A 17,266-nucleotide genomic window follows, 5' to 3' on the forward strand; every position below is an offset into this window, starting at 1 on the left:
CCCCACCGACAGCAACCGCCCCGGCGAGGATTCATGGCCGGTACAAGGGGTTGGGGACGGTGCCGTGCACGACGGCGTGCGGTCGGGTGGGGCGGTCGCGGTAGCCGTCCTCGTACAGCCGGTTCCGGTTCAGGCAGAGCCGTCCGATGCGCTCGCCGAGCAGGTCGAAGAGCTCGTAGCGGTCCTTCAGCTCGGGGAACCGGGCCTGGTGGCGGATGATCTCCGCCCGTACGAGGGACCAGAACTCGTTCTCCGGGACACCGAGGCGGTCCTCACACAGGGCCGAGAGGTAGCGGAAGACGCCGACGAAGAGCCCGGAGTGGATGAACTGGGGCAGGAAGTCGGCGGGCTCGGTGAGCAGGACCGCGCGGACCTCGTCGGGCAGGGAGTCCAGCTCGGGGAGCGGTTCGGCGGTGATGTTGATGTCGTCCACGAAGTCCTTGACCGCGAGCCGGACCGGGACCTCGTGTTCGTCGAAGATCACGATGGCGTTCTCGCCGTGCGGGGAGAAGACGGTGCCGTAGCGGTAGAGGAAGTGGAGGAGCGGGGGCAGCAGGGCGGCGAAGAGGCGCTGCAGCCAGACGGTCGGGGCCAGTCCGGACCGGGCGACGAGTTCGGCGGTGAAGGACCGGCCGCGGGGGTCGGTGTGGAGGAGGGAGGCGAGGGTGCGGGCGCGCTCGCCGGGTGCGAGGCGTCCGGTGAGGGGCTCGCGCCAGATCGCCCCGAGGAGCTCCTTGTACTGGTAGGGGACCTCGGGGAGCGCCTCGTAGACGGGGTGGCGGACGGTGACGGAGGCGACCTCGCCCAGCAGGATGACCCCGCATTCCTCGCGCAGGAAGGGGTCGGCGTCGCGGAGGGAGTGGATCCATGCGGTGACGGCGGGGGCGGCGAGGGTGAGGTCGCTGGGCAGGCCGCGCCAGACCATGGTGTTGAAGACGGAGAGCGGGAGCTTGACGCTGTGCCGGTCGGGGCGGGTGAGGTTGAGGAAGGTACGGATCGACTGCTGGGGCAGGCGCACGTCGGGATCGGCGGGGAGCGGTACGAGGGCGCCGGAGGCGAGGGCCGGGGCGAAGAGCGGGAGGACGACCTCGTCCCACTGCCAGGGGTGGACCGGCAGGTAGAGGTAGTGGAGGGGGTCCAGGCCGCGGTCGCGCAGGGCCTGGTCGAAGCCGGCCCGGGTGACGGGGTCGAGCTCGGCGGCGTAGAGCCGGGCGGGATCCTCCAGGCCGGCGGTCCCGCGGTAGGAGGCGAGCGAGGTGTGGGCGGCGAGCCAGGGCAGTCGCTGACGGGTACGGGCCTCCGGTGCCCAGGCCGCGGTGTCGGAGGAGGAGAGCCCGATGCGGCCCTTGTTGAGGACGAGCCAGGGGTGACCGGTCTGGTGGCCTTCGAGGAGGGCGTATTCGAGGTCGGCGAGGACGTCGGCGGTGAGCGCGGCGTGTTCGATCCGGGCGTCGGCGGCGAGGGTGGCGCTGAGCTCGCGGACGAGGTGGCCGAGGGTGGCTCCGTCGAGACCGAGGAGCGTACGGGAGCGGACGAGGAAGGCGTACGGATCCCCGAAGGCGGTCGGCGGCTGCGGGGAGGGCGCCGGCGCGGTGCAGGGTGAGGGGGTTGTGGAGGGTGAAGGTGGTTCGGAGGGTGACGGCGGTGTGAGGGTGATCGTGTCGGGGGTGACGTGCCAGCTGCCGTACGAGCGGCGGCGGGCGCGGAAGCCGAGGACGCTGCCGTCGTCCAGGGTCAGGCTCCACGCGTCACCGGCGGCGGCCGGGACGGGGACGGGGCTGATGATCTCCTCGTAGGCGAACTCGGAGAGCATCTTGGCGAGCAGGCGGCGGGCGGCGGAGTCCCACGTCGCGGAGGTGAGTTCCGGCGGCGTGCAGGGGTGTTGGGGCGACGGGGGCAGCGGGGATTCTGCGGAGTCGGGGGCTGCGGGGAAATTCGGCACGGGACTCCTCGGAGATCGGGAACTTTGCTGCGTGACGCAGAGTTTTCGAAGGGAGAGGTGCGAAGCGGCGAGGACGGTCGGGGCGCGCGGGGCGGCACTCAGAGGAGATTGCGCAGCGCCCGCTCCCGGATCATCAGGGCGGCACGCTTCTCGGGAAGGTCGATTTCGGTGTAACAGCGGAAGCCAGAGCTCAGGAAGGCCGATACGGAGGGGGTGTTGCGGATGTCCGGTTCCGCGATGACACGTGTGCAGCGGGGGCGGTTGCCGAGGACGAGGTCGGCGACGGCGCGCAGCAGGGTGGTGCCCAGGCCGCGGCCGCGGTTCGTGCCGTCTCCGATGAGCAGGTGGATACCCGTGTCGTGGGGGCGCGCCGGGTAGTGGCGGGAGATCGGGTCGAGGTCGGCCCGGTAGATCTCCCAGTAGCTCATCGGTGTGCCCTCGAGAAGGCCCAGGCAGGGGATGCTGCGGCCGTCCCCTTCGAGTTGGGCCTGCAGGTGGGCTGCGGTGACCTCGGCGGGACCGGCGAGTTCCCAATAGGCGGCCACGTCGGGGTCGTTCATCCAGCCGGTGAGGAGCTCCAGGTCGCGGCCCGGTCGTACGGGTTCGAGGCGGAATGCTCCGGCAGGGGTGTGGGTGCTGCCCCAGGTGGCCGGGGAGTCGAGGAGGTCGGCTTCGGCGAGCAGCGGCAACAGTCCGGTGGGGAGCCCCAGTTCGATGGTGTCGTCGAGGGTGCGGACCGTGCCGGTGGCGTGGGTGGTGGAGCCGGCGGACTCGGCGGGGGCATCTGTGGTGGGCATCGGGTTCTTCCCCGCGTCGGTTCCGACGCGTCAGTCGTGAAGGGGGTTGGTGATGGTGACGTAGACGGACTGGGTGTCGACGGGTCCCACGAGTTCGTCGAGGCCGCCCAGGCGGGTGAGCAGGTTCGCCTTGCAGCGCAGGGTGGGCGAGTCGAGCAGCTTCGCCGGGAGCGGGCCGAGGCCTGCGGCCTTGCCGAGGAAGCGGCGGAAGGCGGCGAGGAGCACGCGTTCGTCGGCGAGCCGCTGGGAACCGAAGGACCCGATCAGGCCGAGCACGTTGTTGATGCCGAGGTAATAGGCGAAGCGTTCGTCGGTGACGGTGTCGGAGACGAAGGTGTCGCTGCGGCTGCCGATGCCGGGGAGCCGGTGCTCCAGTTCCGCGCGGTGGGACTCGCGGAAGTAGTAGCCCTGGTTGTCGCGGTAGCGGCCGCCGACCGGCCAGCCGGCCGGGTCGAGGAGGACCAGGGTGTTCTGCTGGTGTGCTTCGAGGGCGATGCCGGCGAGCGCGTCGAAGGCGAGGACCGGTAGGACCACGTGGTCGAGGTAGCGCAGGAACCACTCGGCGGCGACGGCGGAGGTGGTGTGTCCGGTGGCGGCGGCGAGGCCGGAGACGATCTCGGCGAGCCGGGAGCTCATGGCGGTCCGGCCGGGCCATGGGCGGGGAGCGGTGAGAGCGGCGATGCAGACGGCGTCGTCGCCTGAGCGGAAGGGGTTGTGGCGCAGCAGGGCGTCGAGTCCGGGGACGGGGGTGCCGTCCGGGGAGTCGACGGCGACCCAGGCGGGGTCGCGGACGATGTCGAAGCCGGGGTGGGCCGCCTGCCACTGCTCGGCGAGACCGGTGCGCAGCAGCCGGTGCACTTCGACACCGCGATGGAGCTCCTTGCGGAGGTTCTCGCGGCGGGAGTTGGTGATGCGCAGGCCCAGGGACAGCTTGAGCATCGCCGGCGAGCCGGGGCGGTGGACGGTGCGGACGGAGGAGGTGGGATACCAGGGGGCGCCGTAGGGGCCCAGGTCGTGCAGGAGTCCGGCGTCGCGGAGGGCGGCGACGGCGGGGCGCTCGAGCAGGTCGCGGGCCTGCCAGGGGTGAAGGGGAAGGGGGGTGGCGCCGTCGGGAAGCGGGAGTCCGGGGGCGAGTCGGCCCAGGAGCTGGACGGCGGATACGGGGCGGCCGCGCTCGGTCCAGGCGGATTCGGTGGCGAGGGCGGAGGGTTCGATGGCGAACCAGTGCAGGGGGAAGGAGCCGTGGAGTTCGGGTGAGTAACGGCGTGCTTCGGTCTCGGAGAGTCCTTCGCGGCTCTTCGGGTCCGGCTGGAGGGGGTGACCGAGGAGGAGGGACTGTTCGGCGGTCAGGAAGCGGTCCACGCCGATGGCGGCGGGGGCGGCCGGGCGTTCGCGCCGGTCGGTGATGAACTCCGCGGTACGGCGGACCGAGTCGGCGACCCGGCCGACGAGGTCGGCGCTGCCGCGGAGCGCGCCGGAGCGTTCGGTGATGCCGGTGCCGGTGCCGGTGCTTGGGAGCGTGCCCTCCCGGGCGAGGAGTGCGGCCAGGGTGACGGCGTCCACGGCCCGGGCGGTCGCGGGGGCGCCGGCCAGCCAGGCGGGGCCGAAGCGGTGCCAGCCCGTGGCGGACCAGTACCGGACGGGCACGAGCAGGGTCGTACCGGATGCGGGGAGGGGGATGCGCAACGGAGTCCCGGCGGGGCCGTCGGGCCGTCGGATGGCGGCTTCGCGGACCCAGCACCGGAGCAGGTTCTCCACCGCCGCGGCCTCGGCGGCGACGGCCGGGTCCGGGTGGTCCAGCAGGTCGGGCCAGGCGATCGGCGCCTGACCGGCGGAAAGGGCCCAACTGGTCCGGGGCCGGGGCGTGCCGTCCTTCTGCCGTGGCACGGTGGCCGCTGCCCCGACGCCGGCCGCGTGGGGCTGCTGGCGCGGCGCTCCGGTGGGAGCAGCCGGGACGCCCGCCTGCGGGTGCTCCGGCGGGCCGGCAAGCCCTGGCGGTGCGGGAGGCGACGGGGACACGGGAGGCAGGAGCCTGGGCGCGGAATCGGACGCGGCGTGAGCCTCGGACGGGCCCTGAACCGGAGCCTGGGGCTGCGCCTGGGCCTGGTTCGGGGCGTGGGCCTGGGCCTGGCTCAGGGCGTGGGCGGCGTCCGTGGCCTGGGACCGGTCGCCGTCCATGGCCTCGGACTGGCCGGTGTCCGTGGCCTGGGACCGGTCGCCGTCCATGGCCTCGGACTGGCCGGCGCGCATGGCCTGGGACCGGGCCGTACCGAGGGCCGGGTCCGGAGACTGGGCTGGGCCCTGGTTCTGGGTCGGGGCCTCCGCGGGGTCCAGGGCCTGCGCCGGGGCCGGGGCCTGGATGGGGGCGTGCTCTCCGGCCGGGCCGACAGCGGGGGCCTGAGTCGAGCCCGGCGCGGGGGCTTGGGTCGGGGCCTGGCCCTGAGCCGGCGCCGGCCCCTGGGCGGGGTCCGGGGTCTGCGCCGGGGCCAAGCCCAAGGCCTGGTTCCGGTTCGAGCCTTGAGCCTCGGCCGCGCCTAGAGCGGGCGCCTGGGACTGGGGCTGGCCCGACGTCGGGGACTGGGCCGGGCCCAGGGCCGGGGCGTGGGGCTGGAGCTGGCCCGACGCCGGGGCTTGAGCCTCGGCCGGGCCCAGGGCCGGGGCCTGGGGCTGGGCCGACGTCGGGGCTTGAGCCTCGGCCGGGCTCAGGGCCGGGGCGTGGGACTGGGGCTGGCCCGACGCCGGGGCTTGGGCTTGGGGCTGGGCCGGCGCCGGAGGCTGGGCCGGGTCCAGCGCTGGGGGCTGGGTCGGGCCCAGGGTGGGGGGTGCGCTCAAGGCCGGGGGGTGGGTGGGGGGCGGGGTGGGGTGGTGGGGGTCGGGCATCGGGGGTCCTCGGGGTGCTGGTCAGTGGGTCCGGCGGGCGGCGGCCGGGATGGCGTCGGCCAGGCGGTCGAGGACCGCCGCGGCCTGCTCGTCGGTCAGGGTCAGTGGGGGCAGCAGGCGGACGACCGTGTTGTGGCGGCCGCCGAGTTCGACGATCAGGCCCCGGTCCAGGCATTCCTGGCGGACGGCGTTGGCGAGGGCCGGTGCGGCGGTCCCGGTGTCGGGGTCGACGAGTTCGACGCCGATCATCAGGCCGCGGCCGCGTACGTCTCCGATGCAGGCGTGGGCGGCGGCCAGGCCGCGCAGGGCCGTCAGCATCCGCTCGCCCAGGGCGGCCGCCCGCTCGGCGAGCCGGTTCTCGCGGACGAAGGCGAGCGTGGCCGTGCCGGCGGCCATGGCGAGCTGGTTGCCGCGGAAGGTGCCCGCGTGCGCACCCGGGGTCCACACGTCCAGGCCCGCCCGGTACACGATCACCGCGAGCGGCAGGCTGCCGCCGATCGCCTTGGACAGGACCATCACGTCGGGAACCACCCCGGCGTGGTCGACTCCCCAGAAGGCGCCGGTCCGGCCCACACCCGTCTGCACCTCGTCCGCGATCAGGGGGATCCCTCGGGCGGCGGTGATCTCCCGCATCCTGCGCAGCCAGGCGTCCGGGGCCGGGATGACCCCGCCCTCGCCCTGTACGGGTTCGAGGATCATCCCGGCCGGGGCGGGCACCCCGCCCTTGGGATCGTCCAGCAGGTTCTCCGTCCAGCGGGCGCCGAGTTCGGCTCCTTCGGCGCCGCCGACTCCGAACGGGCAGCGGTGGTCCTGCGGGTACGGCAGCCGGGTCACCCGTACGTCATGGGCTCCGCCCGAGGCGTCCAGGGCTCCGGCGGTCATCCCGTGGTAGGCCCCGGTGAAGGCCAGCAGTCCGCAGCGGCCGGTCGCGGTGCGGACGAGCTTGAGGGCGGCCTCCACGGCGTCGGTGCCGGCCGGTCCGCAGAACTGGATGCGGGCGTCGGCGGCCAGTTCCGGCGGCAGGTTCGCGAACAGCTCCGTGGTGAAGGCGTCCTTGACCGGGGTGGCGAGGTCCAGCACGTGCAGCGGCGCGCCGGAGTCGAGGACTCCGCGCACGGCCTGGAGGACGACCGGGTGGTTGTGCCCGAGGGCCAGGGTCCCCGCCCCGGAGAGGCAGTCGAGGTAGCGGCGTCCGTCGGCTCCCTCGATGGTCAGCCCGCGGGCCCGCACCGGGACGATGGGCAGTGAGCGCGCGTACGTCCGGGCGGCGGACTCCCGCTGTGCCTGCCTGCGCAGGATGCCGTCGGCGAGGACCGGTCCGCCGGCGCCCGGCAACCGGCCTCCCTGCGGCGGAACGTGTGGAGGCGCCTGAGGTGGCGTCAACTGTGCAGCAGCAGCAGCGGCAGCGGCGGCCGCGGCCGCCGCCGGCTCGGTCAAAGCCACGAGTGTCGGTCCTCCCGCACGGAGTGCTCTTCCGGATTGCGCCCCGAACACGAGCGCTGCCCGCCCATCCCCCGTACGTACCAACGACGCTGACGACGACGGATCACGGGTGGGCCGAAGATCCTTGCCGGCCGGGCGGAGAGAACGCGGAACCGCTGCCCCGGGCTGTGCCGTCCCCCACCTCGGCGGCATAGTGGGGTGCTGCACTCCACGCCTCGAATCCACCTGGGGGACGAACGACATGCGACCGAACCGACCGGTCACCGCGATCCTGTGCGCGGTCGCGCTCACGCTGACCGCCGCCGCCTGCGGGCCGGGCGACGAGGAGGCCGGCGGCGACGCCAAGCCGACCGTGGCGGCGAGCCTTCCGGGCACGGACGGGATCAAGATCCCGGACCAGCTCAAGGACAAGCTCAAGGAGCACGGCATCGACCTGGAGAAGTGGAAGGGGGGTGAGTGGAAGAACTGGAAGAAGGAGGACTGGCTCCGCGAGGCGGGCGACTACATCAACCCGATCATCGAGGACCTGTGGGACCCGGACCGCATGCGTGACGCGGAGCAGCCGAAGCAGCCGTCCGTGGACCCGGACGCGGGCAAGGACCAGGGCGTCACCGACCCGACCCCTGCGCCGGTGACGGCCAAGGCGGCGAACCCGCCCTACCACCAGAGCGTTCCCGAGGCCGGCAAGGTCTTCTTCGACGGGCCCGAGGGTTCGATGGTCTGCTCGGCGACCGTGGTCAAGGACCCGGCCCACCCCGGCAAGTCCAACCTGGTCTGGACGGCGGGCCACTGCGTGCACGCGGGCAAGTCCGGCGGCTGGTACCGCAACATCGCCTTCGTCCCGTCGTACAACAACGCGGGCAAGCCCGCGGCGCAGCTCAAGGGCGCGCCGCGCGAGCAGGTGGCCCCGTACGGCGTCTGGTGGAGCGACTGGGCGCAGACCTCCGACCAGTGGATCGCGACCGGCGGTCCGACCGGCGGCGCGGGTGCCCCGTACGACTTCGCGGTGCTGCACGTGACCCCCGAGAAGGGCAGCGGCAAGTCGCTGGAGGAGACGGTCGGTTCGGCGCTCCCGGTGGAGTTCGCCGCTCCCGCGGTGCCGAAGGTCGCGAGCATCACGGCCACCGGCTACCCGGCGGCCGCTCCGTTCGACGGGCAGAAGGCCTACCAGTGCACGGGCAAGCCGGGCCGGCTGTCGCTGAGCGCGAACGACCCGGTGATGTACCGCATCGGCTGCACCATGACGGGCGGTTCCTCCGGCGGTGGCTGGGTCGCGGCGGGCGCCGACGGCAAGCCGGCGCTGGTGTCGAACACGTCGATCGGCCCGGCCAAGGCGGGCTGGCTGGCCGGACCGCGGCTGGGTCCGGAGGCGAAGGGCATCTTCGACGCCGTGAGCGGCAAGTTCAAGTAGGTTCCCCCACCACCGCGCATGTGAAAGGACCGGGCTCCCTGCGTCGCAGGGGGCCCGGTCCTTTTACATGGGTGCGCGCGTCAGGTCACCGCTTGGCGAGCGCGTACGGAGCCAGGTCCGCGGCCAGTTCCTGGTGGACCCGCACCTTGAGCAGGGTGCCCTCCGGGGTGTGCTCCTCGGAGAGGACCTCGCCCTCGGCGTGTGCCTTGGCGACCAGGGAGCCGAGGGTGTACGGCACCAGGGCCTCCACCTCGACCTCGGGCCGCGGCAGCTCGGAGTCGATGAGCGCGAGGAGTTCCTCGATGCCCATGCCCGTGCGCGCCGAGACGGCGATGGAGTGCCGTTCGATGCGCAGCAGCCGCTGGAGGACGAGCGGGTCCGCTGCGTCCGCCTTGTTGATCACCACGATCTCGGGCACGTTCACCGCGCCGACCTCGCGGATGACCTCGCGGACCGCCGCCAGCTGCTCCTCCGGCGCCGGGTGCGAGCCGTCCACGATGTGCAGGATGAGGTCGGAGTCGCCGACCTCCTCCATCGTGGAGCGGAACGCCTCGACGAGGTGGTGAGGCAGGTGCCGGACGAAGCCGACGGTGTCGGCCAGGGTGTAGATCCGGCCGCTGGGCGTCTCGGCCCGGCGCACGGTCGGGTCGAGGGTGGCGAACAGTGCGTTCTCCACCAGCACGCCCGCGCCCGTGAGGCGGTTGAGCAGCGAGGACTTGCCGGCGTTGGTGTAACCGGCGATGGCGACCGAGGGGACCTTGTTGCGGCGTCGTTCCTGCCGCTTGATGTCGCGGCCGGTCTTCATGTCCGCGATTTCCCGGCGCATCTTCGCCATCTTCTCGCGGATCCGTCGCCGGTCCGTCTCGATCTTGGTCTCACCGGGGCCTCGGGTGGCCATGCCGCCACCGCCGCCGCCACCCATCTGCCGGGACAGCGAGGCACCCCAGCCGCGCAGGCGCGGAAGCATGTACTGCATCTGCGCGAGTGCGACCTGCGCCTTGCCCTCTCGGGACTTGGCGTGCTGGGCGAAGATGTCCAGGATGAGGGCGGTCCGGTCGACCACCTTCACCTTGACGACGTCCTCGAGGGCGATGAGCTGGCCGGGGCTGAGCTCGCCGTCGCAGACGACGGTGTCGGCACCGCTCTCCATGACGATGTCACGCAGTTCGCGCGCCTTGCCGGAGCCGATGAAGGTGGCCGGGTCCGGCTTGTCGCGGCGCTGGATCACGCCGTCGAGGACGAGGGCACCTGCCGTCTCGGCGAGTGCGGCGAGCTCCGCGAGGGAGTTCTCCGCATCGGTCACCGTGCCGGAGGTCCAGACACCGACGAGGACGACCCGCTCCAGGCGGAGCTGGCGGTACTCGACTTCGGTGACGTCTTCGAGCTCGGTGGAGAGGCCGGCCACGCGGCGCAGTGCCGCGCGCTCGGAGCGTTCGAACTGCTCGCCGTCGCGGTCCGTGTCGATCTCGTGGCTCCAGGCGACGTCCTCTTCCATCAGGGCATCGGCCCGAAGGCTCTCGGTGAAGCTCTGCGACTCGCGCACGTCCTGTGCGTCCCGCGCGTCCTGGGAAGGGGAAGAAGAGGAGGTCATTGGATCCTTACGTCGATTCGGATAACTGTCACGTCCAACGTGTCACACCGCCGGGGGATTCCCCGAACGGCCCTGTCGATGGTGACATGCCCGTTCCCGCCGGGTCACACGCTTTTCCCGCTCCACTCGGGGTGGCCGGGCATCTCCGGGGTCGTCGTCCCGTACAGCCAGGGCTCCAGGAAGGCGGTCAGGTCCCGTCCGGCCTCCTGGGAGGCGAGGCGTACGAAGTCCGCCGTGCCCGCGACCCCGTCCTTGTGCTCGGCCACCCAGCGGCGTTCGAGGCGGTCGAAGGCCCGGGTGCCGATCTCCTGGCGCAGGGCGTAGAGGATCAGCGCGGACCCGTCGTAGACGACGGGCCGGAACAGGCCGATCTTCTCGCCGGGTGCGGCCGCCTTGGGGGCGGCCGGGGGGCCGCCCGCGGCCCGCCACTGGTCGGAGCGCTGGTAGGCCTCGTGCATGCGCCGTTCCAGGGAGTACGTGCCGAGGCTGTCCGCGTACAGGGCTTCGTACCAGGTGGCGTGTCCCTCGTTGAGCCACAGGTCGGACCAGGTGCGCGGGGCGACGCTGTCACCGAACCACTGGTGGGCGAGCTCGTGGACCATCACGGATTCGACGTACCACTCGGGGTAGCCCTCGCCCGAGAACAGGCCGTGCTCGAAGAGCGAAAGGGTCTGCGTCTCCAGTTCGAAGCCGGTGGTCGCCCGCGCGATCAGCACGCCGTAGTTCTCGAAGGGGTAGCGGCCGACACGCTCCTCCATCCAGGCGATGTGGCCGGCGGTCTTTTTCAGCCACGGCTCCAGCTTCTTGCGGTCGGCGGCGGGCACCACGTCGCGCAGCGGCAGTCCGTGCGGTCCGGTGCTGTGGACGACGGCGGAGCGTCCGACGGAGACCTGGGCGAGTTCGGTGGCCATCGGGTGCCGGGTCCGGTACGTCCACGTCTTGGCGGCGCCTTTGCGCTGGGCGGCTGCCACCGGTACTCCGTTGGTGACGACGGTGAGCGCTTCGGGGGCCGTGACGCGGAAGGTGAAGAACGCCTTGTCGGCGGGGTGGTCGTTGCAGGGGAAGACCCGGTGGGCGGCGTCGGCCTGGTTGGCCATGGCCAGGCCGTCCTCGGTGGGCACCCAGCCGCCGTCCTCGCGCCCGCGCGGGTCGCTGGTGTGCCGGACGGTGATGTGCAGCGGTACGTGGGCGGCGACGGGGCGGGCGGGCGTCAGGACGAGGTCCTCCGCCACGCTCTCGAACCGGGCCGGCTCGCCGTTGACCTCGGCGGACGCCACCTTTCCGTGGGTGAAGTCCAGGTTGATCCGCTCCAGCGGCTGCAGGGCCCGGGCGTCGATGACGGTGACGGCGTCGAGGGGCGTGCGGTTGTCCTTGTACGTGAAGGAGAGGTCGTAAGAGAGCACGTCGTACCCGGGGTTCCCGAGCTCGGGGAACAGCCGGTCGCCGATGCCCAGCGGTCGCGGCGGGGGCAGTACGGCGGCGACGAGGGTGAGGGAGGCCGCGGCGAGCAGGGCGGCGCGCAGGCGGGGGGAGGTGAGCTGCATCCACCACCGCATATCAGCGTCCGCCGCACGGCCGGGTACGGCGCGCGACGGGTCCACCCGAACGGGACCTTCCGGCGCGGGCCCGGGCTAAAGGGCCGCCGTCCCGTGTCCCCCTAGGCGCGGCTCACGTCGTACACGCCGGGCACGTTCCGCATCGCGCGCATCAGGGCGGGCAGTCCGGCCGCGTCGGGCAGCTGAAGGGTGTAGGTGTGCCGGACCCGCTGTTCCACGGGGGGTTCGACGGTCGCGGAGACGACCTCGACTCCCTCGCGGGCGATGGCCTCGGTCAGGTCGGCCAGCAGATGGGGGCGGCCGAACGATTCGGCGAGGAGCGTGACCCGGCAGTCCGCCGTGGCCCGCCAGTGCACGGCGACGGAGGTGCGCCCCACGGCCCGCATCTGGGCGACCGCGGCGCAGTGGATGCGGTGCACGGTGACGGCGCCTCCCCGGACCACGAACCCGGCGACGGCGTCCGGCGGCACCGGGGTGCAGCAGCCGGCGAGCCGTACGGGGGCGTTCGGCAGGTCGGCGACCGCGTTGGCGCCGCCGCCGCGGGCCCCGACCACCGAGAGCGGTGCCCGGGCGGCCGTGGTGGTGGCCATCGCCCGGTCGGGGTGGGCTTCGAGCCAGCTGCTGATGGCGATCCGGGCGGCGGGGGTCTTCGCGTGGTCCAGCCACTCGGCGGCGGGGCCCGAGGAGGCGTCCTGCGCGAGGAGCAGCTGCACGGTGTCGCCGTCGGACAGCGGGGAGGACAGGGAGGTGAGGCGCCCGTTGACGCGGGCGCCGATACAGCCGTGGGCCGCCTCGCCGTGCTGGGCGTAGGCGGCGTCGATGCAGCTGGCCCCGGCCGGCAGGCCGAGCGTTCCGCCGTCGGCCCGGAAGACGGTGATCTCCCGGTCCTGGGCCAGTTCGGCGCGCAGGACGCTCCAGAAGGTGTCGGGGTCGGGCGCGGACTGCTGCCAGTCGAGCAGCCGCGACAGCCAGCCGGGGCGGGTGGGGTCCACGCGCTCCTCGTACGGGTCCGCCGCGGCGTCCGGGGCCCCGGAACCGGCGGCGGAGGCGTTGGACGCGGCGGAGGCGGCGGGCGCGCCGGTCGCAGCGGGCGCGGTGGCGTACGGATTGCCGAGCGCGACCACGCCCGCCTCGGCCACGCGGTGCATCTGCCGGGTCCGCACGATGACCTCGGCCACGTGGCCGTCGGGGGTGGCGACGGCGGTGTGCAGCGACTGGTAGAGGTTGAACTTGGGAGTGGCGATGAAGTCCTTGAACTCCGAGACGACCGGGGTGAAGCAGGTGTGCAGCTCGCCCAGCACGGCGTAGCAGTCGGCGTTCTCGCCGACGAGGACGAGGATGCGGCCGAAGTCGGAGCCGCGCAGCTCGCCGCGGGTGAGGGCGATCCGGTGCACGGAGACGAAGTGCCGCGGACGGACCTGCACTTCGGCGGTGATGCCCGCCTCGCGCAGGACGGTCCGTACGGAGTCGGCGATGGCGGGCAGCGGGTCGCGCTCCCCGGCATGGGCCGCGATGAGCGCGCGGGTGCGCTCGTACTCCTCGGGGTGCAGGATCGCGAAGACGAGGTCTTCCAGCTCGGTCTTGAGGGCCTGGACGCCGAGGCGTTCGGCGAGCGGGATGAGGACGTCGCGGGTGACCTTGGCGATGCGGGCCTGTTTTTCGGGGCGCATCACGCCGAGGGTGCGCATGTTGTGCAGCCGGTCGGCGAGTTTGATGGACATCACGCGCACGTCGTTGCCGGTGGCCACGAGCATCTTGCGGAAGGTCTCGGGTTCGGCGGCGGCGCCGTAGTCGATCTTCTCCACCTTGGTGACGCCGTCGACGATGAAGCGGACCTCGTCGCCGAACTCCTCGCCGACCTGATCGAGGGTCACGTCGGTGTCCTCGACGGTGTCGTGGAGGAGCGAGGCCGTCAACGTGGTGGTTTCCGCGCCGAGTTCCGCCAGGATCAGGGTGACGGCGAGCGGATGTGTGATGTACGGCTCACCGCTCTTGCGCATCTGGCCGCGGTGCGAGGTCTCCGCGAGCAGGTACGCACGCCGCAGAACGGACAGATCGGCGTCCGGATGGTGGGCGCGGTGCGCCTCGGCTACGTGGCCGATGGCGTCCGGGAGCCGGTCGCGGGATGTCGGCCCGAGCAGGGCCGCGCGCCCCAGCCGGCGCAGATCGAGCCTGGTCCGGCCGCGTCTGCGGAGCTCAGGGGGCGCTTCGGGGTGTGCTTCGGGGTTCGTGGCCTCTGCACTCATGGGCACCTCCGGCGGCTTCGACCGGCGGTGGTGGGCATGGGGTGAGCCCTCAGGGCCGGTGCCTGATGTTACCGACCCCACCACGTGGCGCAGTCCACCTCTCGCTCAGCGTGAAATGGATCACCCATTAGAGGGAAGCTTCAGGCGAAAGCCGTTTCGGTGAGCCAGGCCGCCTCGAACTCGCCCGCGGCGACGATCACGGCCGGTCCGGTCATGTCGATCTGCCCGTCGGGGTGCTCGGTGATGACCAGGGTTCCGCCGGGGAGGTCGACGGTGTAGGTGGCGGGCGCGCCGGTGGCGGCGGGGTCGGCGCCGTCGCGGCGGATGGCGGCGACGGCGACGGCGCAGGCGCCGGTGCCGCAGGAGCGGGTTTCGCCGGAGCCGCGCTCGTGTACGCGCATGGCGACGTGGCGGGGGCCGCGGTCGACGACGAACTCGACGTTGACGCCGGTCGGGTAGGCGGACGCGGGGCTGAACGGCGGGGCGGTGTACAGGTTCCCGGCGTCGTCGAGGCTGTCGACGAAGGCCACGGCGTGCGGGTTGCCCATGTTCACGTTGCGCGCGGGCCAGCTGCGCTCGCCGACGGAGACGGTGACCTCGCCCTCGGGGAGGACCGCCCGGCCCATCGCGACGGTGACGTCGCCGCTCTTGTCGAGGTGGACGTGCTTGACGCCGCCCCGGGTGGCGATCGCGAGGTCGCCGGCCTCGGCGTGGCCGGCGTGCTCGAGGTAGCGGGCGAAGACGCGGACGCCGTTGCCGCACATCTCGGCGATGGAGCCGTCGCTGTTGCGGTAGTCCATGAACCACTCCGCCTCGCCGGCCAGGTGCGCGGCGTCGGGGTGGGCGGCGGACCGGACCACGTGCAGGACGCCGTCGCCGCCGATCCCGGCCCGCCGGTCGCACAGCTTCGCGACGGCGGACGCGGGCAGCTCGATGGCGTTGTCCGGGTCCGGAATGATCACGAAGTCGTTCTCGGTGCCGTGGCCCTTGAGGAAGGAGAGGCTGTTGTGCGTCACCCGCTCATGGTACCGATCCGCTGGTCGCGGGCCTTCAGCGGAGCCGCGCCACCCGGTACACGGCGAGGGCTACGAGGGCCAGCGCGGCCACGGCGTACAGCGCGGCCACGCGCCAGTCGGGGCGGCGGCCGCTGCCCCGGGCCGGGAGCCCGGGCCAGGTGTAGCCGACGCGGCGGGCGGCCATCATGCCCCAGCCGCCGGCGCAGCAGCTGATGAGGAAGCCGAGCATGGCGACCACGGCTCCGCCGTCGCCGAACTCGAAGGCGAGGGGGAAGGCGAACATGAGCGAGCCGGCGGCGGCGAGCATCACGATCGGGGCGATCTGCCACAGGCGCAGGCGGCGCTGCGGGCGCAGTTCCACTTCGAACTCGGGCCCGCCCACGGCCATGTCCGCGGTGTCGGGTGCGTCCGGGCCGTCGGGCGTCAGCCGCGCGGGGTCGGCGGGCAGCCCGAGCCCGGCAGCCTCGGTTTCCGGAGCGGTTCCGCTTCCGGCTCCGCTTCCGGTCTCGCTACCCGTTCCGGTTCCGGATCCGGTTCCGTCCAGCCGGTCGAGAAGCTTCGGGTCCGCTTCCCGCCGGGTGTTGCCCTGCCCGGTGTCACGAGGGCCGGCCTCCATCGCCACGCGCCCTCCCCACTCGGACCCAGTACGCCGCCATGCACTGGCGGTGACCGCACCGCCAGAAGTTTGATGATGGCACGCCGCCGACCCCCCGACGGGCGCCCGGGGCGTCCCGATGCCATCACGTGATCAGGCTGTAACCGCTCGTTCGACCAACGTCTGCGCGATCCCGGGGAGTTCCCCCCGGTCGGCGGCGGCTCCGCTGAGCCAGTGCACCCGCGGGTCGCGGCGGAACCACGAATCCTGCCGCCGGGCGAACCGCTTCGTGGCGCGGACCGTCTCGGCCCTGGCCTCGTCCTCGGTGCACTCCCCGGCGAGCGCGGCGAGCACCTGCTGGTAGCCGAGCGCCCTGGAGGCGGTGATTCCGTCGCGGAGTCCCCGGGCCTCGAGGGCGCGGACCTCCTCCACCAGCCCGTCCTCCCACATCCGGTCCACGCGCAGCGCGATCCGCTCGTCGAGTTCCGGGCGGGCCACGTCCACGCCGATCTGCACGGTGTCGTAGACGGACTCGTGGCCGGGCAGGTTGGCGGTGAAGGGGCGGCCGGTGATCTCGATGACCTCCAGGGCGCGGACGATCCTGCGCCCGTTGCTGGGCAGGATCGCCTGGGCGGCGGCCGGATCGGACGCGGCGAGGCGGGCGTGCAGGGCGCCGGGACCGCGCAGGGCCAGCTCCTCCTCCAGGCGGGCGCGGACCGCAGGATCGGTGCCGGGAAACTCCATGGCGTCCAGGGCCCCGCGCACGTACAGGCCGGATCCGCCGACGAGGACGGGCGTACGGCCCTCGGCGAGGAGTTTGTCGATCTCGATGCGGGCCAGGCGCTGGTACTCGGCGACGTTGGCGGTCTCGGTGATGTCCCAGATGTCGAGGAGGTGGTGCGGGACCCCGCCTCGTTCCGCGGTCGTCAGTTTGGCGGTGCCGATGTCCATCCCCCGGTACAGCTGCATGGAGTCGGCGTTGACGACTTCGCCGTCGAAATGACGGGCCAGGGCGACGCCCAGATCGGACTTTCCGGCCGCGGTGGGTCCGACGACGGCGATGACCCGCGGGGCGGGGGCTGCTTTCCTCACCGCCCCAGTCTCGCAAACCCTGCGGCGTGTACCCGATCGGGTGAGGTGACGGGCCGGTGACGGGGTCGTTGCCCTGGCGAGGTTCCGGCCGGAGTGCGCCCGACGGCGCGCCGGGCGGCGCGTCCGGCGCAGGCCGGTCCGGCCAAGGCGGAACTTCACTCACACGAGTAACGTTATGGGAGTAGACATGGGCGTTTTTGATCGGTTTTTTCGTCGTAAGGACGAGGTTGCGGCCAAGGAGGTCGCTGCCGAGGCCGTGACGACGGAGTCCGCCACGGCCGGCGAGGCCGAGGCCGAGCCCGAGCCCGAGCCCGCTGGTGCGGAGGCTCCCGCGGCGGAAGCCGTGGAGATCCCGAAGCAGCAGTCGGCCGAGGTGGCCGTGGACAGCGGAACCGGCGAGGGCGCCCGTACGTAGCGACCGCCAATGGAAGGTGTCCCATGGGCCTGCTGGACAATCTGAAGGCCAAGCTCGCTCCGGCGAAGGAAAAGGTCGGCGACCTCGCCCAGAAGAACGAGGGCAGGATCACCGAGGGTCTGGACAAGGTGGCGAAGGCCGTGGACTCCAAGACCCACGGCAAGTACAGCGACCGGATCACGAGCGGCACGGGCAAGGCGAAGGACGCCCTGGGCAAGATCGCGCACAAGGACGCCGGCGGGCCGACGCCGCCGGCCGCTTCCTGACGCGGTACCGGAGAGG

At 72.8% G+C, this 17,266-nt stretch carries 13 protein-coding genes; 3 read left to right on the forward strand and 10 right to left on the reverse strand.

Annotated features, from left to right (window positions below; genetic code table 11):
- Positions 1–31: 31 nt before the first annotated feature.
- The 4 genes from ACZ6I1_RS15130 to ACZ6I1_RS15145 form a co-directional block, all read right to left on the reverse strand.
- The gene (locus ACZ6I1_RS15130) at positions 32–1,942 is read right to left on the reverse strand and encodes an IucA/IucC family protein (protein ID WP_469287215.1); all 1,911 of its coding nucleotides are present in this window, start codon (positions 1,940–1,942) and stop codon (positions 32–34) included.
- Positions 1,943–2,040: 98 nt separating this feature from the next.
- Entirely contained in the window at positions 2,041–2,739 is a 699-nt protein-coding gene (locus ACZ6I1_RS15135) for a GNAT family N-acetyltransferase (RefSeq protein WP_469287217.1), read from the reverse strand.
- A 30-nt stretch (positions 2,740–2,769) separates the two neighbouring features.
- Positions 2,770–4,758, reverse strand: coding sequence for an IucA/IucC family protein (locus ACZ6I1_RS15140; protein ID WP_469287313.1), 1,989 nt, complete (start codon positions 4,756–4,758; stop codon positions 2,770–2,772).
- 882 nt (positions 4,759–5,640) lie between these two features.
- Positions 5,641–6,954, reverse strand: a complete 1,314-nt coding sequence (locus tag ACZ6I1_RS15145) for a diaminobutyrate--2-oxoglutarate transaminase family protein (RefSeq protein WP_469287219.1) — start codon at positions 6,952–6,954, stop codon at positions 5,641–5,643.
- A 349-nt stretch (positions 6,955–7,303) separates the two neighbouring features.
- Between ACZ6I1_RS15145 and ACZ6I1_RS15150 the strand changes: the two genes are divergently transcribed.
- Positions 7,304–8,473, forward strand: a complete 1,170-nt coding sequence (locus tag ACZ6I1_RS15150) for a trypsin-like serine peptidase (protein WP_469287221.1) — start codon at positions 7,304–7,306, stop codon at positions 8,471–8,473.
- An 85-nt stretch (positions 8,474–8,558) separates the two neighbouring features.
- On the opposite strand, the gene hflX is transcribed toward ACZ6I1_RS15150, so the two are convergent.
- From hflX to miaA, 6 genes are all read right to left on the reverse strand, one after another.
- A complete protein-coding gene (gene hflX, locus ACZ6I1_RS15155) occupies positions 8,559–10,064 on the reverse strand; it encodes a GTPase HflX (RefSeq protein ID WP_469287223.1) in 1,506 nt (501 codons plus the stop codon).
- A gap of 104 nt (positions 10,065–10,168) precedes the next feature.
- Positions 10,169–11,608 carry a M1 family metallopeptidase gene (locus ACZ6I1_RS15160; RefSeq protein ID WP_469287226.1) on the reverse strand — a complete coding sequence of 480 codons (1,440 nt, stop codon included), beginning with the start codon at positions 11,606–11,608 and terminating at the stop codon, positions 10,169–10,171.
- Positions 11,609–11,721: 113 nt separating this feature from the next.
- A complete protein-coding gene (locus tag ACZ6I1_RS15165) occupies positions 11,722–13,866 on the reverse strand; it encodes a RelA/SpoT family protein (protein ID WP_469287228.1) in 2,145 nt (714 codons plus the stop codon).
- A 140-nt stretch (positions 13,867–14,006) separates the two neighbouring features.
- Positions 14,007–14,882, reverse strand: coding sequence for a diaminopimelate epimerase (dapF, locus tag ACZ6I1_RS15170; RefSeq protein ID WP_469287230.1), 876 nt, complete (start codon positions 14,880–14,882; stop codon positions 14,007–14,009).
- Between the two features lie 34 nt (positions 14,883–14,916).
- The gene (locus ACZ6I1_RS15175; protein WP_469287315.1) at positions 14,917–15,498 is read right to left on the reverse strand and encodes a hypothetical protein; all 582 of its coding nucleotides are present in this window, start codon (positions 15,496–15,498) and stop codon (positions 14,917–14,919) included.
- Positions 15,499–15,630: 132 nt separating this feature from the next.
- Positions 15,631–16,569 carry a tRNA (adenosine(37)-N6)-dimethylallyltransferase MiaA gene (miaA, locus tag ACZ6I1_RS15180; protein ID WP_469287232.1) on the reverse strand — a complete coding sequence of 313 codons (939 nt, stop codon included), beginning with the start codon at positions 16,567–16,569 and terminating at the stop codon, positions 15,631–15,633.
- A 256-nt stretch (positions 16,570–16,825) separates the two neighbouring features.
- Here miaA and ACZ6I1_RS15185 point away from each other — a divergent pair, with 256 nt between their 5' ends.
- A complete protein-coding gene (locus ACZ6I1_RS15185; RefSeq protein WP_469287234.1) occupies positions 16,826–16,984 on the forward strand; it encodes a gliding motility protein in 159 nt (52 codons plus the stop codon).
- Positions 16,985–17,007: 23 nt separating this feature from the next.
- Complete coding sequence (locus tag ACZ6I1_RS15190; RefSeq protein WP_469287236.1) at positions 17,008–17,250, forward strand: antitoxin; 243 nt, start codon at positions 17,008–17,010, stop codon at positions 17,248–17,250.
- Positions 17,251–17,266: the final 16 nt, after the last annotated feature.

The organism is Streptomyces sp. NPDC046303 (assembly GCF_055588085.1).